This is a genomic window from Nonomuraea sp. NPDC049695, from assembly GCF_040674955.1.
Lineage (GTDB): Bacteria > Actinomycetota > Actinomycetes > Streptosporangiales > Streptosporangiaceae > Nonomuraea > Nonomuraea helvata.
In genome coordinates this window covers 64074-81945 of record NZ_JBFANV010000049.1, presented here as the reverse complement: position 1 = coordinate 81945, position 17872 = coordinate 64074, and the positions used below count along the sequence as shown (strand labels likewise).

General features: G+C 68.5%; 21 protein-coding genes. 15 read left to right on the top strand and 6 right to left on the bottom strand.

What is annotated here, in order from left to right:
• Positions 1 to 554 precede the first annotated feature (554 nt).
• The 8 genes from AB0J64_RS34235 (at position 555) to AB0J64_RS34200 (ending at position 7000) form a co-directional block, all read left to right on the top strand.
• Complete coding sequence (locus tag AB0J64_RS34235; RefSeq protein WP_364036323.1) at positions 555 to 1106, top strand: RNA polymerase sigma factor; 552 nt, start codon at positions 555 to 557, stop codon at positions 1104 to 1106.
• Positions 1103 to 1717, top strand: coding sequence for a hypothetical protein (locus AB0J64_RS34230; RefSeq protein ID WP_364036320.1), 615 nt, complete (start codon positions 1103 to 1105; stop codon positions 1715 to 1717). The genes AB0J64_RS34235 and AB0J64_RS34230 overlap by 4 nt, the downstream gene beginning before the upstream one ends.
• A 595-nt stretch (positions 1718 to 2312) precedes the next feature.
• The gene (locus AB0J64_RS34225) at positions 2313 to 3695 is read left to right on the top strand and encodes an alpha/beta fold hydrolase (protein WP_364036317.1); all 1383 of its coding nucleotides are present in this window, start codon (positions 2313 to 2315) and stop codon (positions 3693 to 3695) included.
• A 463-nt stretch (positions 3696 to 4158) separates the two neighbouring features.
• Positions 4159 to 4461 carry an MFS transporter gene (locus tag AB0J64_RS34220; protein ID WP_364036335.1) on the top strand — a complete coding sequence of 101 codons (303 nt, stop codon included), beginning with the start codon at positions 4159 to 4161 and terminating at the stop codon, positions 4459 to 4461.
• Positions 4462 to 4775: 314 nt separating this feature from the next.
• Positions 4776 to 5426: an MBL fold metallo-hydrolase gene (locus tag AB0J64_RS34215; RefSeq protein WP_364036314.1), complete on the top strand. Its 651-nt coding sequence runs from the start codon at positions 4776 to 4778 to the stop codon at positions 5424 to 5426.
• Between the two features lie 133 nt (positions 5427 to 5559).
• The gene (locus AB0J64_RS34210; protein ID WP_364036311.1) at positions 5560 to 6336 is read left to right on the top strand and encodes a methyltransferase domain-containing protein; all 777 of its coding nucleotides are present in this window, start codon (positions 5560 to 5562) and stop codon (positions 6334 to 6336) included.
• Between the two features lie 30 nt (positions 6337 to 6366).
• Positions 6367 to 6813: a hypothetical protein gene (locus AB0J64_RS34205; RefSeq protein ID WP_364036308.1), complete on the top strand. Its 447-nt coding sequence runs from the start codon at positions 6367 to 6369 to the stop codon at positions 6811 to 6813.
• A gap of 16 nt (positions 6814 to 6829) precedes the next feature.
• On the top strand, positions 6830 to 7000 hold the full coding sequence (locus AB0J64_RS34200; RefSeq protein ID WP_364036306.1) for a hypothetical protein: 171 nt from the start codon (positions 6830 to 6832) through the stop codon (positions 6998 to 7000).
• Positions 7001 to 7034: 34 nt separating this feature from the next.
• Here AB0J64_RS34200 and AB0J64_RS34195 read toward each other — a convergent pair whose 3' ends face one another.
• Entirely contained in the window at positions 7035 to 7964 is a 930-nt protein-coding gene (locus tag AB0J64_RS34195; RefSeq protein ID WP_364036303.1) for a DUF6262 family protein, read from the bottom strand.
• Complete coding sequence (locus AB0J64_RS34190; RefSeq protein ID WP_364036300.1) at positions 7961 to 9052, bottom strand: histidine kinase; 1092 nt, start codon at positions 9050 to 9052, stop codon at positions 7961 to 7963. The genes AB0J64_RS34195 and AB0J64_RS34190 overlap by 4 nt, the downstream gene beginning before the upstream one ends.
• A 134-nt stretch (positions 9053 to 9186) precedes the next feature.
• Between AB0J64_RS34190 and AB0J64_RS34185 the strand changes: the two genes are divergently transcribed.
• The 3 genes from AB0J64_RS34185 (at position 9187) to AB0J64_RS34175 (ending at position 10365) form a co-directional block, all read left to right on the top strand.
• Positions 9187 to 9339 (top strand): hypothetical protein, encoded by a 153-nt coding sequence (locus tag AB0J64_RS34185; RefSeq protein WP_364036297.1) that lies wholly within the window; start codon positions 9187 to 9189, stop codon positions 9337 to 9339.
• The gene (locus AB0J64_RS34180; protein ID WP_364036294.1) at positions 9336 to 9866 is read left to right on the top strand and encodes a hypothetical protein; all 531 of its coding nucleotides are present in this window, start codon (positions 9336 to 9338) and stop codon (positions 9864 to 9866) included. The genes AB0J64_RS34185 and AB0J64_RS34180 overlap by 4 nt, the downstream gene beginning before the upstream one ends.
• Positions 9867 to 9969: 103 nt before the next feature.
• Positions 9970 to 10365, top strand: coding sequence for a VOC family protein (locus AB0J64_RS34175; RefSeq protein WP_364036291.1), 396 nt, complete (start codon positions 9970 to 9972; stop codon positions 10363 to 10365).
• Between the two features lie 36 nt (positions 10366 to 10401).
• Here AB0J64_RS34175 and AB0J64_RS34170 read toward each other — a convergent pair whose 3' ends face one another.
• Positions 10402 to 10767, bottom strand: a complete 366-nt coding sequence (locus tag AB0J64_RS34170; protein ID WP_364036288.1) for a darcynin family protein — start codon at positions 10765 to 10767, stop codon at positions 10402 to 10404.
• Between the two features lie 74 nt (positions 10768 to 10841).
• Entirely contained in the window at positions 10842 to 11735 is an 894-nt protein-coding gene (locus tag AB0J64_RS34165) for an NAD(P)H-binding protein (protein ID WP_364036285.1), read from the bottom strand.
• 113 nt (positions 11736 to 11848) lie between these two features.
• Between AB0J64_RS34165 and AB0J64_RS34160 the strand changes: the two genes are divergently transcribed.
• From AB0J64_RS34160 to AB0J64_RS34145, 4 genes are all read left to right on the top strand, one after another.
• On the top strand, positions 11849 to 12787 hold the full coding sequence (locus AB0J64_RS34160; protein WP_364036282.1) for a LysR family transcriptional regulator: 939 nt from the start codon (positions 11849 to 11851) through the stop codon (positions 12785 to 12787).
• Positions 12788 to 12915: 128 nt separating this feature from the next.
• Positions 12916 to 13131, top strand: coding sequence for a hypothetical protein (locus tag AB0J64_RS34155; protein ID WP_364036279.1), 216 nt, complete (start codon positions 12916 to 12918; stop codon positions 13129 to 13131).
• Positions 13132 to 13382: 251 nt separating this feature from the next.
• On the top strand, positions 13383 to 14315 hold the full coding sequence (locus tag AB0J64_RS34150) for a helix-turn-helix transcriptional regulator (RefSeq protein WP_364036276.1): 933 nt from the start codon (positions 13383 to 13385) through the stop codon (positions 14313 to 14315).
• Positions 14312 to 15169 (top strand): SDR family NAD(P)-dependent oxidoreductase, encoded by an 858-nt coding sequence (locus tag AB0J64_RS34145; protein WP_364036273.1) that lies wholly within the window; start codon positions 14312 to 14314, stop codon positions 15167 to 15169. The genes AB0J64_RS34150 and AB0J64_RS34145 overlap by 4 nt, the downstream gene beginning before the upstream one ends.
• A 951-nt stretch (positions 15170 to 16120) precedes the next feature.
• Here the strand turns inward: AB0J64_RS34145 and AB0J64_RS34140 are convergent.
• A complete protein-coding gene (locus AB0J64_RS34140; protein WP_364036270.1) occupies positions 16121 to 16777 on the bottom strand; it encodes a GPP34 family phosphoprotein in 657 nt (218 codons plus the stop codon).
• Positions 16778 to 17141: 364 nt separating this feature from the next.
• The gene (locus AB0J64_RS34135; RefSeq protein ID WP_364036267.1) at positions 17142 to 17723 is read right to left on the bottom strand and encodes a TetR/AcrR family transcriptional regulator; all 582 of its coding nucleotides are present in this window, start codon (positions 17721 to 17723) and stop codon (positions 17142 to 17144) included.
• Between the last annotated feature and the right edge of the window lie 149 nt (positions 17724 to 17872).

Here is a 17872-nt window from a genome sequence, read left to right as displayed (position 1 = left end):
ACTCAAGGTCCAGTAGCTATGAGTGCTCACCCACCGGCGGCTGTCCAGGCCCGAGTCTGCCGGAGCGGCTGGACTCGTTAAGAGTGATTAGTAGCTGTGAGTGATCGCGGTCACGATGCGTGGTCATTATGGGTGGTTGGCCGGGCCTGGCTGTTGGGAAGGAGGTCAGCGAGGGCGGTCTGTACGGCGGTTAAAGATCCTTTTCCGGCCATGCATCGTCGGGCGAGCGCGATCTGGCGCTGCCGGCAGGCGCCGTGCACCTCCGCGGACCGGATCGAACCGCCCGGGCTCGGCGATGTAGCGGACGCCGTGATGGACGCCGTGGCGGTAGGCGTGGTCGACGTTGGCGCGGAAGGGACAGGGCTCCATCGGAGACGAACGCCACCGCGTCCAGGGCCGCGAGCCATGTGGCGCTGCTCTTCCGTCAGCTCAGACAGCGCTGCTCCCAGCGGCACCACCGCTCGGGCAGCCAACGCCGTCCACGACGTGCGCTTGTAAGCCTTTGGTCACTTCTTACCAAGTATAGGTGTAGATCGACGAAGGGAGCATGGCCGGTGCGTCGTAAACAGGCAGAGTTCGCCACAGACTCCGTGGCGTTCGAGGCCTTCTACCGGCGGCACGTCGAAGGAATCACACGATTCCTCGCCCGCCGGGTCGACGACCCCCAAATGGTCGCAGACCTGGTGGCGGACGTGTTCTTAGCGGTGATGGAGTCCGCCCACACCTACCGGCCGAGACGGGGCAGCGAGGTCGCATGGCTGTACGGAGTCGCACGCAACACCCTCTCGGCCGAACGGCGCAGGACGTTGCAGGACTCCCAGCTGACCGACCGCGTGAGCAGACGGCGGCCACTGGACACCGATGACATCGCCCGGCTGGAGGAGCGAATCGACGCGGAGCGGCCTGCCCGGCGGGCCTTCCAGGCCATGGCCGAGCTGCCCGAGGGGGAACGCGCCGTACTGGAGCTGATCGTCCTCGACCAGCTGACGGTCACCGAAGCCGCGAGCACCCTCGGCATTCGGTCGGGGACCGCCATGGTCAGGCTGCACCGCGCTCGCCGGACGCTCAAGGAAGTGCCCTTTGTCATGGAAGGAACCGACAGATGAGTTTCGAGGAGCAGTTGCTGATGGATCTCAAAGTCGAATTCGCCGCGCGGACCGAACACCGCCGCCGCACTGTTCGCCGCATGTCCGTGGGAGCGGCGGTGGCGGGCCTCGCCGCCGCAACGGCCATCGCGGTACCGCTGCTGACGGGCACGGAGAGCCCGGCGTACGCGGTGACAAAAACCCCCGACGGCACGATCAGCGTGCGGATCAAGGAGTTCAAAGACGCCGACAAGCTGGAGTGGGACCTCGCCAGGATGGGTGTCCCTGCCGACATCACCTATCTCAAGCCTGGAAAAGGCTGCCAGAAGGACCGGGGCCAGCTTGTTGGGGGCATGTGGCCCACGACGCCGCAGGAGTGGATGAATTCCGTCCACGAGAAGGCGGCCGAGGTGACCGATGAGAACAATGTCGCCATCCATCCTCAGTACATCGGCAAGGGCCAGACCCTTCTCATGGAGATCTCCGAATCCGGCCCCGCCCCCGAGGGACCACGCGACAGGCTGGTGTTCCGCCGCCTGCTGATCACGGGCAAAGTCAAGCCCTGCACCGTCGTTGACGCCCACTATGAGCTGCGCGGCGGTCCCACGCCCTCGACGTCCGGCGGACGCTGACCCCGGCTGAGCGCGGCAACCGCCGCGGGCTTACTCAGAGGCGCCGTCGGCTCTGCCTGCGGGCAGGCCGGCCGACGACGCCCGCTGGCGCGCAGGAGACGACCTCGCGACAGGACGAGGCACGTTATCGCGCGGGAACAAGGATGCGTCACCCGGCCGTGGTCGCGGCCAGGCGACGCGGGTTCCCTCCTTGCCGCACACGTGAGGTCTTCCCGCCCCCCGGGGGGCGCAGCGTGACAGAAGATCGCTAGGGGCTGTGTGCGCATTCGCCGCATGAGCCGTTCGGGAAGCGATCAGCGCCGTGTTGGCAAGCGATCTTGGGCGCCCGCCTTATCGCAGGCCAGGCACACTCGTGCACACCCCTCCGGTGGAGCGGCGCGGATCCCGCTCCGGCCCCAGGCGCCATGCTGGACATCAAGCTAGATCAAGATCAAAAACTCCGATGATTGGATAGCCTGTGCGAAGACACATCGCACTCCTGGTTTCGTTACTTGCGCTCACCGTCTCGGTCGCGCCCGTGGCGCCGGCCGCGGCCGACACGGCTTCGATCTCGTGGCAGCCGTGTACGGAAGATCCAGCGGTCGACTGCGGGACAATGACCGTACCCCTCGATTGGGACGACCCCGGTGGCGGAGAGATCCAGCTGGCGCTGGCGCGGCGCAAGGCCACCAACCCCTCGGCGAGGATCGGCTCGCTGGTCGTCAATCCCGGCGGGCCCGGCGGCTCGGGCAAGCAAATAGTCCTGCGTGACCGGCTCCCCTTCTCCTCGGAGATCACCAGCCGGTTCGACATCGTCGGCTTCGACCCGCGCGGGGTGGCGGGCAGCCATCCCATCCAGTGTTCGCAGGAACTCGCCGCGCAGGCGCCCGATCCGTTCCTGAAGAGCCAGGCCGACTTCGAGCGGCTGCTGGCTTTCAACGCACGCTACAAGCAGGACTGCCGAGCCCGCACCGGCCCGCTGTTCGACCATGTGGACACCGGTAGCGTCGCGCGTGACCTGGACACCATGCGGGCTGGTCTCGGCGACGACAAGCTCTCCTTCTACGCCATCTCCTACGGCACACTGATCGGCCAGATCTACGCCGAGCGTTTCCCCAACCGGGTCCGTGCCCTGGCGCTCGACAGCAACATGGACCACAGTCTGGGCACCAGAGACTTCCTGGACACCCAGGCATGGACGACCCAGGATTCCTTCGACGAGTTCGTGAAATGGTGCGACAAGACCTCCTCGTGCGCCCTGCACGGCAAGAACATCCGCACCTTCTGGGCCGACCTGCTGGCGCGCGCCGATCGCGGCGAACTGCACTACCCGGGCCAGCCGGACACCCCTCTCACCAAGCTGCTGCTCATCTATGAGGCCACGGGCGCGTTCTTCGGCCCCGACTGGGCCGACCTGGCCGAATTCCTGGTGGCGGTCGACAGCGGCGAGGGCGAGGCCAATTCGCTGCTCAAGCCCCTGCCCGACCAGGAGGTGGTCAACGACGCGACCCAGGTCTTCTGCCTGGACTACCTGCTGCCGGTTCGCAACTACGACGAATACGCGGCCCTCCTGGCGAGTTCCCGCCGCATCGCTCCCGACATGAAGGCCGGCCCCGAGGCCCTCGCCACGATGGCCGCGTGCCTCGGCCAGCAAGCCCCGATCCCCAACCCTCAGCACCGCCTGCGCGTGTACAGCCCCACGGTCCTGGTAGCCAACGCCCTGCACGACCCCGCCACCGGCTACAACTGGGCAGTGAGCACGGCCCAGCAACTCGGCCGCGCGGGAAGACTGTTCACCTACGAAGGCTGGGGCCACCGCATCTACGACCATGGCCCGTGCGCTGCGGGCGGCATCGACCGCTACCTGGTCTCCCTGGAGCTGCCCGCCCAGGGCGCCAGATGCCCTGCCATCCCACCCACCTCATCCACAGGCAAGATTCCCACCTACCAGCCACTCCCCGGCCCGGTTCCCGGACTCCCCGGCTGGGTGAGGTCGTGACCCCATAGCGCGAGCCGTGCCCGCCTCGCACCGGGCACGGCTCCATCACCATTTCCTGGGAACCGACCCTGTCGTCGAGGGTTCCGCCGACCCTGACGGTGCGCCAGTCACCGCCCCAACCAGCAGATCGGCCCGCATCTCGCCGCCGTCGCGACAGGTGACCGTGACACATGGCCTTGCTGGCGGATCCGGTGCGGCTCAAGAAAGTCCTCCCAAAGTGGGCCCGGCGAGGTGGTCACCCGGCCGATGAGGAGTTTCTGAACACCTAGGCCACCAGGCTGCTCTCCCAACTGCCGACGACTCCTCAAGTACGCGCCGCGCTCTACCGCATGCTCGCGAGCCTTTCGAGCGTCAGGAACATCGGGACCACCGCTGACCCCTAAGCTGGGTGCCGCGCCGACCATGAGCCCGCCCGCGCCGAGCCCCAGACCATGCCCCAGCTCATCGCCTTCCGCGCCGGGCCATCATCGGAGTCCTGGTTCCGCCCGGCGACAGCGGCCGGCTGCAGTCGATGATCGGCGCCATCATGCCCATCGCCTACGTCGGCGGGCCCCTGCTGGGCGGGCTGCTCACCGACCACCTCAGCTGGCGCTGGACCTTCTACGTCAACCTGCCGATCGGTGCTCTGGCCCTGCTGCTCATCGCCGGCCGCATCCACCTGCCGCCCGGCGCCCGCGGCCGGCCGCGCATCGACTACGCCGGAGCGGCCCTGCTGACCAGCAGCCCCGACAGCACCGACGCCGGCGCACCGGCCCCCATCCGTTGACTCGGATGATGGGGGCCTTTGCCACGACCCATGGCAAGGAGTCTCGACATGCAATTCCTCTGTCACCACCGCGATCGGCCCGGCTCTGCGGCGCTACGCGACACGTTGCTGGAAGAACACTGGTCCTCCATGGGCCGGTACGCGGCGGAACTGATCGCCCGCGGCCCGACCTTCGACGGCGACACGGCCCCGGCAGCGTGCACATCGTCGACCTGCCGAATCTCTCCGCTGCGGGGCAGGCACCAGACGATCCGGGGCCGCCGGGGGGTGATCGTGTTGGCGTCGACGCCGAGGCTGGCCGATAGGGTGATCCAGTGAGACTGACGCATTTCGGGCACGCCTGTGTGCGCGTCCAGCACGGCGATGGGGTGCTGGTGATCGATCCGGGCACCTTCTCCGACGCGAAGGCGGCGCTGCACGGAGCCACGGCCGTGCTCGTCTCCCACGAGCACCCCGACCACGTCGACGTCGAGGCACTCAAGGCCGCCCGGGCAAGCAACCCCGCGCTGACCGTCCACACCCATGCGGCGCTGGCCGCCGAGCTCGGCGAGGGAGCGGTCGCGCTCGCCGCGGGCGAGACCTTCACCGCCGCCGGCTTCACCGTGAAGGCCGTGGGCGGCGTGCACGCCGAGGTCATCGACGGACTGCCCGGCTGCCCGAATCTCGGATTCATCGTGGACGGCCTCTGCCACCCGGGAGACTCCCTGTTCGGCGCTCAGGCCGATCTTGCGCAGACCCCATCCCTCACACCCCGCGCGTCCGCCATCGCCACCATCAGCGCCGCGCCGGTCACCTCCTCCAGCATCACGCGCAACTCCGCCAGCCGCCGCAGCCGCAGCGCGGGCGCGAGATCAAACGATCTCCCGGCAAAAACGATCAACAACAGCACGCAGGAACGCCACACCCTCGGAATCCGCCATCGGGCAAGACTGGCCTGGTCAGATCTACAGTGTCAACAGATGTGACACTAAACCCGGTTCGCCGTTCCACTCCTACTGGCAGGCTAAGCCCTTTGGACCGGGAGGGACGAGTGCAAGGTGCACGAGATCTCGACATCTCTTCCTCGAGAGCTACATCTGCGTCTGGTTAGCTGTGCGCATGATCAACAACGACTCTCGGTCTCGTCCGGATCCGATCGCCTATCTCGACCACGTCGCCGCAAGCACAGCGGGCCGGGACTACAAGCAGCAGGTGCTGGAACTGCTGGATCTCCACCCCGGGCAGACCGTGCTCGATATCGGTTGCGGACCGGGGACCGACTTGGCGGCGATGGCGACCGCTGTCGCACCGGCCGGCCAGGTCATCGGGGTGGACCGAGATCCCGTGATGATCGCCGAGGCTCGCGCCCGCCTGGCAGAACAACCCTTGGTCGAGATCCGTTCTGGAGACGTCCATGCGCTGCCGTTGGACGAAGGGAGCGTCGATCGAGCCCGCACTGACCGTGTGCTCCAGCATGTGGCGGATCCGACGCAGGTGCTGACGGAGTTTCGCCGGGTGGCCCGCCCTGGAGGGCGGATCGTCATGGCCGAACCCGACTGGGAGGGACTGCTGATCGATTCCCCTCAGCCGGCCATGAGCCGCGCGCTGGGCCGGTTCCTGGTCGCAGAAATCATCCGTAACCCGACCATCGGCCGCAGCCTGGCCCGGGTGTGCGGGGAGGCAGGACTCGTGGTGCGGTCCGTGGTAACAGCCGCGCCAGTGTTCCGCGACTTCACGACCGCCGATCACATCTTCGGGCTGCGCCGCAACGTCGCCCGGGCTGTCGATGCCGGTTATCTCAAGCCGGACGCCGAAGCATGGATCGACGACCTCAGCTCTCAACCATTCCTGGCCTCGGCCTTGCTGTTCTTGGTGGTGGCCGAAATTCCAGGGTGATGAGCTGGCCCTGATTGTGAGGATCCCGTGATGGCTTCGCTGGCTGAGCTGAGCCCCGAGTGGGCCAATCCGGCCCTCGGCGGTCCCCCGTTGCACACGGTGATCCCGGCTAGGCAGGCAATCAGCTCGTCGAGCAGGACACCGCGGGCTGCTACGCAGTACAACCTGAGGGAGAAGGAAGCCCCGGAAGCCAGAGCCACGGTGCAGGCGTGGACTTCGCAGTGGGTGATCGACCAGTTCGAGCGGCTGCGCGACTTCCAACGCACTCGCATGACGCTTCCCGAGGACTGGCAGAACGTGGCCTTCAGAAGCAGCCGCCACCTACGGCCCACCACGAATGAGCTTGCGCAGCTCGCCGACCAGCTCAATGCCGTGTTGCAGCCGTGGCGCGAGCTGACCAAATCGCGTGTCGAATCGAACGAGGCTCCGCCGGATACACGGCCGATCTTCGTTTTCTACCACGCATTCCCCGAATAACCCTGAGGAGCCTTCCATGTATGACATGTATAAGGAGCTCGTCCGCGCGGACCTAGCTGAGCGGCGAGCCGAGGCCGCACGGTTACGCATGATCCCGCCGCGCTCGCGTCGGCGTGTTCTCCCGCGCCTCCGCGGCGGGTTCGCGGTCACCCTCCGCCGCCTCGCCGATCACCTCGAACCTGCCTGATAGTTCTGACCGTCCAAGCTGATCGTGAGGGCCCTCATGGTTCTCCTGGTTCGGTGCGGAGGTCTGCGGCATGATCTTGCTGCGGGTTTTGGCCGAGGTTCAGGTGTTCGACGAGTTCGGCTTCGAGACGGGCGATACGGGTGTCGAGAAAGCGGTTGTTCTCGCGGGCGGCCTTCAGCCGGTCGGTGAGCCGCTGGTTATCTGTGGTGAGCTTCCGATTGTCCTGACGGAGGGTTCGGTTTTCAGTGGTGATGCGTTCGACGGCGTCGGCGGGCAGGTCGATTTCCAGGTCGCGGATCTGGCCCAGCAGCCGGCTGATCTGGTCGCGCTGGTTGCCGATCTCGGCGTAGGCGGCTCTGGGGGCGTCCTCCGCGTTGAGCGCCCGGTCTTTCCAGGATCCAGTGGCATCGGCCGGTCGAGTCGGGCTCGGTGACGATGTGGCCGTGGCGTCCGTTTTCGCTTCGGCGAGGAGCTGCTGGGCCTGATTGTTGGTGTAGAGGAAGGTGCGGGAGACATCGGCTCGACGGGCGACCACGGCAAGTTCGATCTCCATGCGGTCGCGTCGCATCTGGCTCAGGGTGTCGCGAACCCGTTTGAGCATCTGATTGGTCCGGCCGCGGCGGGCGGCGATGAGCTCTTCGGGGCGGGTGCGTTTGAGCAGGAATCCGGAGGCGCCGGCGCGTAGGGCGCCGAAGATGTAATCGTCTTGCTCGAACGTGGTGAGGATGAGAACCCGCACTCCGAGGGCGGTTCGTGACACCTCGCGGGTGGCCATGATGCCATCCAGGTCGGGCATGCGGACGTCAATGAGCACGACATCAGGCCTCAGCCGGGACGCCCGCTCGACCGCTTCCCGCCCCGTCGCAGCATGCCCGACGATGTCGATCGTGGGGTCGTTGGACAGCAGCTCGGCGAGGCCGGCCCGCATCAGGTCGTCGTCGTCGCTGATCAGCACCCGAGTCATGGGCGGCGGCCTCCGTGGGGGATGCGGGCGCGTACGCGGAAGGCGTCGTGGACGCGCTCGACGTCGAGACTGCCGCCGAGCAGCGTCGCGCGTTCACGCATGCCGATCAGTCCATGACCGCCGCCGCGGCGACGCTCGCCGTCGGCGGCCACGGGATTGGTGACGGTGAGCCCGACATCCGTCTGGCCGAAGGTCAGTTCGACGCGGGCGCTGCCGGTGCCGTGGCGGGCGGCGTTCGTGAGTGCCTCCTGCAGGATCCGGTAGACGGCCTGATTGGCCGGGCCGCCGAGGGCCGGAGGCGGGCCCGAGGTGTCCAGCGTGATCCGCATCCCCGCCGCCGCGTGATGCGCGATCAAGCCGTCCACCGACGCGAGTCCGGGCGGCGCTTCGTCGCCCATGCCTTCCGTACGCAGGGTGCTGACGATCTGGTCGATCTCTCCGACGGTCTGCCGCGCCAATTCCTCGATGGCCTCCAGTGCCTGGAGCGAGCGGTCAGGGTCTTGGCGATGCCGCAGGCGGGCCGCGCCGGCGCGTACGGCTATCACGCTGATGGCATGGCCGGCAGAGTCGTGCAGGTCGCGGGCGATGCGGGCACGCTCTTCTGCGATGGCGAGCCGCCGATCTTGCTCGGCCTCTCGCTCGGCGTGCGTGGCGCGGGCCCGCAGCTCGGCGATCTGCTCACCCCGCAGCCTGGTCCGCTCGCCGGCGAACCAGGCCACCAGCCAGGCCCCGGGCGTGAGGAACAACGCGACGACGCCCGACGCGCCGCCGGCCGAGAGGGCGATCGCGATCACATGGGCGATGCCGAAGCCGACGACGACGACCGTCGTGTACCAGGTCCAGGGGGCGTGCCGCTCGCGGCCGGCGGTGAGCAGGTAGAGCGCGACGGCGGGACCGAGCGTCAGCGCGGAGTGGTAGTCAAGACCGGCGAGCAGCACGCTCGCGACGGCGGTCACCGCGAACACGCCGAGTGGGTATCGCCGCCACAGCACAAGCGGCAGCGCCGAACAACCCACCAGCACCAGGGCGAGCACATCGATGTCACCGGATCCGGCGGCGGCCGGGCTCTGGTAAGGCAGGAGCCTCAAGCCGTGGGCGATCAGCAGCAGCGACCCGTTGAAAGCGGCGATCGTGAGCGCGAAGTCGAGCAGCGTGCCCCACGGGGGTCGGGTCGCGAAGAGCCGATCCGCGCTGGTCTCCTGACCGTGGAACGCCCCCGCCCATGCCCCGCTGGGTGAAAACGTCCGTGATCGTCCTTGGCATCCTCATCCTGCTGCTCATCGCCGTGCGATTCATCGGTGCCGGTGGCGACGACGCACCCGGAGGGGACCTGTCGGCGGGAACCGGCATCACTGCTCAGCGAGGTGGCGCATGACCCTGTCACCTGGCCTCCGCAAGGCCGCGCTCATCGCCCATGTCACGAGCTCGCTCGGCTGGTTCGGCGCGGTCGCCGCCTATGCCGCGCTCGACATCGCGGCGGTGACCAGCCAGAACGTCGAGATCGTACGTGGCGCGCGTCTCGCCATGGATCTAACGATCACGTACGTCATCGTCCCGCTGGCCCTGGCGGCCCTGGCCACCGGCATCATTCAGGCCCTGGGCACCTCATGGGGCTTGATCCGGCACTACTGGGTGCTGGCGAAACTCCTCCTCACGGTCCTGGCCACCGCTGTCCTGCCGGCGGAGACGCGGACCGTCGCCGCCATGGCAGAGCACGCCGCCTCAAGCCCCGATCCCGGAACGATGACCGGCACCCTGCCGCATTCCATCGGCGGCCTGGTCGTGCTGCTCCTGATCACGGTCCTGTCCGTGGTCAAACCGCAGGGCCTGACCCGGTACGGCTGGCGCAAGCAGCAGGAACAGCGCCGCAAGAAGACCATGGTGGCCACGAGGCAGCCGTAGGACGGCTCCTTTCCCTGAATTACGAAAACCGGATCCCCCTATGAGAGGGTGTCTTCAACTCCAGGGCACGATCGCGATGTCCCTGAGCTACGCTCGGTTGATCATGGCCGATCTGCTTGGAATCAACCATCTGACACTGTCCACGACCAGACTCGACCGGCTCGTGGCGTACTACACGGATTTGCTCGGAGCAAAGCTCGCGTTCGAGCGCGCAGCAACTTCTACCGACCCTCGGATCGCAGTCCTCGATGTCGGCGGGGCCGACCATCTGATGATCGTCGAAACCGTTACTGTCCCCGCACTCGATCTTGATCCTCTGAACCGGGCGGGTTGGGGCCTGCGTGTGGGCACATATGAACAACTGTGTGAGCTTCGCGAACGGATTCTGGATGCTGGGCGGTCGGTCGGACCGATCGAGACGTTGCCCACGCAATGGACGATGACGGCTCGCGATCCCGACGGACGCCCTGTCGATATCCGGGCACATCGCCCTCGATGATGTTCCCTGCGAACAAGGTCTATCCGGAGCAGTGCGTCAGGTGCTGATGGTGGCAGCGGGGTCGACCTGGTAGTTGCGGGCATAGCCGTTCTCGGTACCGACGAGGATGTCGACGACCTCGAAGTAGCGGTCCCAGAACGGGGTTTCGCGCAGTGCGTCGATGAGGAGCTGGTAGGCGTGGTGATCGTCCGCTTCCCAGACCCAGACGTCGGTGACGCGTGCGGAGTAGAACTCCGTGTCGTAGAAACGTGACCGGACGCCGCTGGTCCTGGCCTCGATCGTGGGGACGACCTGGGTGGCGAAGGCGTCGATCCGCTCCGGCACGGTCAGTGCCAGCCACTCGGGCGTGGTCTTGACGAGCATGAACGCGGTGACCGGCGGTTCGGTTTCCTCAACGGGCATGATGGGTGTCTCCCAAGTGGTGGGTGGTCTTGACGCCATGGGCGCCATGTCCGACGGCAGAAGGGCTGGTGGCTTCAGGACAGGACGGCGGGCTTGAGGGTCTGGGCGCACCAGTGCTCGAAGGTGGTGGGGCCGGCGGTGTCCGGGGTGCGGGCGACGCCGGCATCGAGGCCCTCGTCCTTGGCCCGCTTCATGTCGACGATGCCCTGGACGAACTCCTCGTCGAGGCCATAGCCGACGAGGTCGGCGCGCAGCTCGTCGAGCGGCTGGCGTTCATAGCGGACGGGGCGGCCGAGCTGCTCGGTCATGATGCGGGCAAGGTCGTTGGGTGACAGGTCCTGCGGTCCGAGGACCGGAACGCTGCCGGTGCCGGTCCACGACCGGTCCAGCAACAGGCCGGCGGCGACGGCCGCGATGTCGGCGACGGCGACGAGCGGCGCCTTGCGGTCGGCGTCGACGACGTCGGTGAAGACGCCCCTGTCGCGGATCGAGGCAGCCTCCTCCAGGAGGTTCTCGAAGAAGGACGGGTTGGCCAGGGCCCGGTAGGCGACGCCGGTGCCGGCCAGAAGGTCGTCCATCGCCAAAGAGGCGGTGACGAGTCCGGCGCGGCCGGCGAGCGGGGTGCCGCGGCCGAGGGCGGAAACGCCGACGACGTGGCCGACCCCGTGGGTGGCGAGCGCCCTCGCGGCGGGGCGGGTGAAGCCGGTGAAGGCGGCCTGCGGGGTCAGGGAGGCGTCCGGGGGGACGAGCCAGAAGACGGCGTCCGCGCCCTTGAAGGCCCTGTCGACCACCTCGGCGTCGCCGTGCGAGCCGGTGACGACCTCGACGCGTCCGCGTGCCGCGTCCGGCAGCCGTGCGGGGTCACGCACGATCACGCGCAGCTCCTCGCCGGCGGCGGGGGCGGACTCCAGGAGCCGGGCGAGCAGGTGGCGGCCGATGTTCCCGGTGGGGGCAGTGATGACGATCATGAAAACCTCAAGGGTTCGTGTCGGGTAGGTACGCCTCCATCCTGAGGAGCGCCACAGTGATGCCACAATGGGAACTTCAGCAAGGAGGTATTGCCTGAAATGGAATTACGCTGGTGAACAGCCCACATTCGGCCCTTGACGCCAACCTCGCCGTCGCGTTGGACGCCCTGCTGACCGAGCAGAGCGTCACCCGCGCTGCAGCCCGTCTGCGCACCTCCCCCGCCGCCATGAGCCGCACCCTCGCCCGCCTCCGCCGTACCCTCCAGGACCCGCTCCTGGTACGGGCCGGACAGGCCATGGTCCCCACCCCCCGCGCCCTGGCCCTGCGCGACGAAGCCGCCGCAGTGGTAAGCCGCCTCGCATCGCTGCTCAGCCCCGCCGACAGCACCGACCCCGCCACCCTGCGTCGTACCTTCACCCTCCAGGCCGCCGACCTGGTCGGTGCGGCGCTGGCCCCCGGGCTGCTGCGCCTGGCCCGGCAGGAGGCGCCGGGCGTCTCGTTCCGGCTCCGGGCAGAGGAGTTGGAGGCCGGTCCGGCCCTCCGCGACGGCCGGATCGATCTGGAGGTCGGATCCATCGACCACGTGGACCCGGAGACCCAGGTCGAAGAACTGGTCACGCTTCGAATGGTGGCGGCCGTCCGCCCGGGCCACCCGCTCGCCGAGGAGGAGCTGGACCCAGCGCGGCTCGCCGCCGCCGACCATGTCGTGGTCAGCCGACGAGGCCAGTTCACCGGCCCTCTCGACACCGCCTTGGCCGAGCTGAACCTCCACCGGCGCGTCACCGCCGTCCTCCCCAGCCACTTGGCGGCGATGACCCTCGCGGTACGCAGCGATGTCGTCTGCCTCGTCCCCGCCGCGCTCCCAGGCAACCCCGAATCGCCTCTCACCCACCCCGCCACCGCACTCGGCCTGCGTCTCCTCGACATTCCCCTGCCGCTGCCACCCCTGACCATCGGCATGGCCTGGCATCCCCGCCATGCGGCCGAGGGAGCCCACCGCTGGCTCCGCGACGCCGTTCGCCGCACACTCCACGCGCCCGGGGCCGCCTGACGTGATCTCAGAGGTACGGCGTCGGCCGGGGACCGGTCGCTTCAGTACCGGCGCACCGTGATCGGGGGGAAGAAGGCCGCTCCCCGATCCGAGGCCGAGACGTTCATTCAGTGACGTGCTGGGCCTGAGTGGAGGCGCCCGCACCTGCCCGGGGTCGGTACATCCAGGCCCAGGCCCAGGCCCAGGCCCAAGGCGCGGACGCCGCCACGTTCGACGATGTCGCGAATCTGCTCGGGGCGGCGGGCGGTGACCACGGCCTGATCGCCGTGGTCGAGGACGGCGAGCGCCAGGGCGCGGCCGAACCCGGACGAGCAGCCGGTGATGAGCCAGGTCTTCCCGAGTGATCTCCCAAAACTTGACGACGGGTCCCCCTGCGCGGACGACGCCCGCGACAGGGGTGCGTACCACCGGCCTGGCGGGGCCGGGGCAGGCGTGTCCGACCGGTGTTCCGGTCGGCCCGATGTCCAGTCCATGACCCGCTCGCGAGGTCGAGGGACGCGTGAGGTCCCCTGTTGTTCCTGGTCAGCTGGTTCCTGGGACGAAGCGTCCTACGTTACGGGCTGGTCAGGCCCTTCGGGCGGGGCAGCATGGAGATATGGACCGGAATGTGGAGTTGAGTGAGTTTCTGCGCCGCTGCCGGGCCCGGGTGAGTCCGGAATCGGCCGGGCTGCCGGAGCGGGGGGCCTACCGGCGGGTGCCCGGCCTGCGGCGTGAGGAGGTCGCCCAGCTGGCGGGAGTGAGCACGGACTACTACACGCGGCTGGAGCAGGGCCGGCCGATCAGCCCGTCGCCGGGCGTGCTGGAGGCGATCGCCGCGGCGCTGCGGCTGGACGATGCCGAGCGCGCTCACCTGACCGACCTGATACGCCCGCACACCGGCCGGGCCCGGCGCGGCAGGCCCGTGGTGCAGCGGGTCCGGCCGGGCCTGCACCGGTTCCTGGACTCCTTCACCGACCAGGCGGCCTTCATCCTCGGACGGCGCGGCGACATCCTGGCCACCAACCACCTGTGCCGGGTGCTGATGGCCGACTTCGACGCCATGCCCTACCGGGAACGCAACCTGACCCGCTGGATCCTGCTGGACCCGGCCGCCCGAGCGTTGTACGTGGACTGGAAGCAGATCGCCTCGGAGATGACGGCGATCTTGCGGCTGGACGCCGGCCGCCATCCGGACGACACCCGCACCGCGGAACTGGTCGGGGAGCTGTCGATGAAGAGTGAGCATTTCCGCCGCTGGTGGGCCGATCACAAGGTGCTGGATCGCACCTTTGGCCACAAGCGGTTCCGGCACCCGGTCGTCGGTCCGCTGACCATCGACTACCAGGCTTTCACCCTGCCCGGCGAGGACGACCAGACCCTGTTCCTCTACCTGCCGGCCCAGGAGCAGGCGTCCCAGGACGCCTGGGGGCTGCTGGCCAGCTGGGCCGCCGATCCCGCGCCCGCCGACCCTTCGCAGGCCGTGCACACCGCTCTGCCTGCCACCGGCTCCGGCCACCACAGTCCACGCACCGATGGGAGCACCTCATGAGCACCACCCACCACACCACCGCGCGTCCGCTGGCGCTGGTCACCGGCGCGTCCTCCGGCATCGGCTACCAGCTCGCCCTGCTGTTCGCCCGTGACGGCTACGACCTGGTCGCGACCGGCCACAGCGACAAGATCCACCGCATCGCCGCCGACTTCGAGCAGTACGGCTCGCGCGTCTTCCCGGTCCAGGCCGATCTGGCCGACCGCGAGGGGGTGCGCACGGTCTGGCAGGCCGTCCAGGACACCGGGCGGCCGTTGAGGGCCGCGGTCCTCAACGCCGGACGCAGCCTCGGCGGTGCGTTCCTCGACACCGACCTGGACGACGAGCTCGCCCTCATCGCCCTGAACACCACCTCGGTGGTGGCGCTGGCCAAACCCGTGGTACGGCACATGGCCGAGCACGGCAGCGGCCGGATCCTCATCGCCTCCTCCATCTCGGCGCTCACCCCGACCCCGTACGAGACCGTGTACGGGCCGACCCGGGCTTTCACCTACTCCTTCGCCGAGTCGCTGCGCCAGGAGCTCAAAGAGCGCGCCCCCGGTGTCACCGTCACCGCGCTGCTGCCCGGCGCGACCGACAGCGATTTCCACGCCAACGCCGGGATGAGCAACACCAGCCTGGGTCCCGGCGCCAAGAAGAACAGCCGCGTCCAGGTCGCCGCCCAAGGCTTCCGTGCGCTGATGGCGGGCAAGCACCATGTCGTCGGCGGGGATCTGGCCACCAAGCTCACCGCCCTGGTCAGCCGGATCCTGCCCGAACCGATCAAGGCCGCCCGCCAGGCCCGCATCACCCGTCCCCGCGACACCGGCCACATTGCGGCCTCCCGCCGGGAGCCCGCCGCATCCCGCCGCTGACCGCCCGCACCCTGGCCGTGCCCGAGCAGAAAGGATCACCGCGCCCTGCACCAGCGCTTCGACGCGACCGAGCAGCCCGTGCACGTTCCGGCACGGGAAGGTTGAGGGTGCCTGATCTTGGCATTGTGGCGGGATGCGCGCCGCTCTCGATGAAATGGACCTGCGTCATCGATCAGCACACCGGCCACCGGCTAGCTGATCAACAATCGCACGGCTGTGGTGGGAAGCGAAAGCAACCACCGGCACCCACCGCCCTGGCCGTGGCCGCCAGCACGCTGACGGCACTGTCCGGCACCGCCGCCTCGGCCTCCGCCTCCCCTGCGTCGGACACGCCGCGGGTGCAGGTCGAGGTCCAGGACGTCCAGCTCACTCCCTCGCAGGCTGAGGCGCTGCGCCGCGGGCGCCAACTCCGGCCTCACTCGCGAACAAGCCGCGCATATCGTCTCTCCTCGAGGCGTGGTCCACCCGGACGCATGGGGCAAAGGCGAATCCAACGATGCGTACTACGTCAGCGGTCGCTACGTCGGCAACGACGATGCGGGGCAACCGTACTACCACCTCGATGACATCGGTTGGGAAGCGACCAATGGCGCGGGTCTTCGTGACGTTTGGGCCGATGGACCAGCGCTGACGCGCAGCGCGGGACCCAATTCGCGCCTGGGAGGATCGGGGCGGTGACGGGCGATGCGGTCAGTCGAAGAAACTGGCCTTTGTGGAGGAGCGTCAGGCCCTCCCCCCCAAGCCGGCTCCGATCGGACAACTCTCGAGCCGTTCGAGATCCGTACGCGAAGGCGTCACACAGTGGTTCGGCGTCGCGCCCGGTAGGCGGCGGTTCGGCAGGTGTTGGTGTCGCAGACGGCACCATGGCGGTGGCCGCAGCCGGAGGGCGAACCACCGCCCGCACCGCGCGCATCGGCGCGCGACGTCATCGACACCGGCAGCTAGAGCGGCTCACCCCGTGGCGGTGGTCGTCGCGGCTACGGTCGCCGCGGTGATCGTCGTGATCATGACCGCGTTGATGGCGGCGATGGTCTGGGCGACCGCGTCGGCCGCCCAGGCGCCCTCCGCGATCTCCTTGACGCGCTGCTTGCTCGCCTCGGGGAAGGCCTTGCGGTCGAGCTTGGCCGCGTGCGCGATGGCGATCAGGACGGCCGTGCGGGCGTCGGGGTCGGCGCCCGCCAGCGCGCTGGTCACCCGGTCCCTGACCGCGGCCTCCACGTCGGGGTTGGCCTCGGGCCAGCGCGTGGTGGGGAAGATGCCCAGCACCTTGCCGCGCTGCTCGGTCAGCACGCCGGACTCCGCCAGCCTGGTGAGCAGGCGCTTGCGCAGCTTGGCCGACTGCAGCCGCTGGACCCACCACGCGGGCTTGCGTTCCTTGCCCTCCTCGGCGATGCGGGCCAGCGTGGCGTCCATCTCCGAGTCGCCGAGCGGGGACGGGTCCTTGACCGTCACCTTCTTGTCCGACAGCTCCAGCCGGCCGTTGACGGCCAGCTCGGCGAGGAGCGCGCCGGCGAGGGCCGGGTCGAGCTGGGTCCCGGAGACGAGCTGCGTGCCCTTCTCGTCGTTGTAGGTGAGCAGGAGGAGTTCCTCGGCGATCGTCACAGTCATGCTTCGACACTAACCTCCCAGCCATGACCATCTCGGAGAAGTCGCACGCCGTCGGCCGCCCGTTGCTGCGGGCGCAGCTCTAACATCCGACCGTGGCCGGCTGACGAGGAACAGTGCAGCGAACTGCTGGCCCAGCTCGACACCAAAGACGCCCCGCCGGCACTCGCGATGACCACGCTCGAACGAGAGCAGTTCTGGCGGGGCACGTACGTGACCGACACCGCCGACGCTGAGAGGACGTTTCGCGCATTGAGGTCCTTCTACCCTCCCCCGGAAAGGGCCCCGATGACGGCTGACGACCCGGAACACACTCCTGTCGTACCCGTCAAGCTTGAGGAGCGGGCCGCCCAGATCCGGAAGCCAGTCAGGCCGCAGGTCCCGCGAGCATCTTGAGCGTGAAGTCGATAGCCGTGGCCAGCCGTTGGGCATCGTGTCCGGCCCGTTCGCGCACGCGCAGCCCGAGCACCGTCGTGAACAGCGACTCCACCGCAGCCTCGACGTCCAATGTGGCAGGCAGGTCGCCGTCGCGGATGCCGCGGCGTAGGAGCGACGCGAGGGTCGTCCGGGTGCCTTCGAACGCAGCCTCGGTCCTTTGCTGGACGGCGGGGTCGGTGGCGCCGAGCTCGGTGGCCGTGTTGACCACGAAGCAGCCACGCCCGGCCTCGTGGTTGACCATCCAGATCAGCCACTCCCGCAGGGTCTGGAGGCTGGAGCCGGGGACGTTCAGTCGCTCTTCGGCTTGAGCGGACTCGGTGGCCCGATAGTGGTCCAGCGCCCGCAGGAACAGTGTGCGCTTGTCGTTGAAGGTCCGATACAGGCTGCTCTGCTTGAGGTTGAGCTCGGCGCCCAGGTCACGGACGGACGTGGCGTTGTAGCCGCGGCACCAGAACAGGTGGGTCGCCTTGGCGATCACGTCCTGCTCATCGAACTCCCTGGGCCGTGCCATGGCCCCATCCTACCAAAGTTGTGGAGCGATCGCTCCCGTATTAGGGTGTGCCGCCATATGGGAGCGATCGCTCCCGAATTGGAGAAGGGATTCCACGTGACGGCAACCGACCCAACCCTGCGCGAGCGAGACACATCACCGAAAAGTCA

What these genes read in the sequence shown, in the direction of transcription:
- AB0J64_RS34230 (WP_364036320.1), top strand. Translation starts at nt 1,103, where the DNA reads ATGAGTTTCGAGGAGCAGTTGCTGATGGATCTCAAAGTCGAATTCGCC.
- AB0J64_RS34225 (WP_364036317.1), top strand. Translation starts at nt 2,313, where the DNA reads ATGACCGTACCCCTCGATTGGGACGACCCCGGTGGCGGAGAGATCCAG.
- AB0J64_RS34210 (WP_364036311.1), top strand. Translation starts at nt 5,560, where the DNA reads ATGATCAACAACGACTCTCGGTCTCGTCCGGATCCGATCGCCTATCTC.
- AB0J64_RS34205 (WP_364036308.1), top strand. Translation starts at nt 6,367, where the DNA reads ATGGCTTCGCTGGCTGAGCTGAGCCCCGAGTGGGCCAATCCGGCCCTC.
- AB0J64_RS34200 (WP_364036306.1), top strand. Translation starts at nt 6,830, where the DNA reads ATGTATGACATGTATAAGGAGCTCGTCCGCGCGGACCTAGCTGAGCGG.
- AB0J64_RS34195 (WP_364036303.1), bottom strand. Translation starts at nt 7,964, where the DNA reads ATGACTCGGGTGCTGATCAGCGACGACGACGACCTGATGCGGGCCGGC.
- AB0J64_RS34185 (WP_364036297.1), top strand. Translation starts at nt 9,187, where the DNA reads ATGCCCCGCTGGGTGAAAACGTCCGTGATCGTCCTTGGCATCCTCATC.
- AB0J64_RS34180 (WP_364036294.1), top strand. Translation starts at nt 9,336, where the DNA reads ATGACCCTGTCACCTGGCCTCCGCAAGGCCGCGCTCATCGCCCATGTC.
- AB0J64_RS34175 (WP_364036291.1), top strand. Translation starts at nt 9,970, where the DNA reads ATGGCCGATCTGCTTGGAATCAACCATCTGACACTGTCCACGACCAGA.
- AB0J64_RS34170 (WP_364036288.1), bottom strand. Translation starts at nt 10,767, where the DNA reads ATGCCCGTTGAGGAAACCGAACCGCCGGTCACCGCGTTCATGCTCGTC.
- AB0J64_RS34165 (WP_364036285.1), bottom strand. Translation starts at nt 11,735, where the DNA reads ATGATCGTCATCACTGCCCCCACCGGGAACATCGGCCGCCACCTGCTC.
- AB0J64_RS34150 (WP_364036276.1), top strand. Translation starts at nt 13,383, where the DNA reads ATGGACCGGAATGTGGAGTTGAGTGAGTTTCTGCGCCGCTGCCGGGCC.
- AB0J64_RS34145 (WP_364036273.1), top strand. Translation starts at nt 14,312, where the DNA reads ATGAGCACCACCCACCACACCACCGCGCGTCCGCTGGCGCTGGTCACC.
- AB0J64_RS34140 (WP_364036270.1), bottom strand. Translation starts at nt 16,777, where the DNA reads ATGACTGTGACGATCGCCGAGGAACTCCTCCTGCTCACCTACAACGAC.
- AB0J64_RS34135 (WP_364036267.1), bottom strand. Translation starts at nt 17,723, where the DNA reads ATGGCACGGCCCAGGGAGTTCGATGAGCAGGACGTGATCGCCAAGGCG.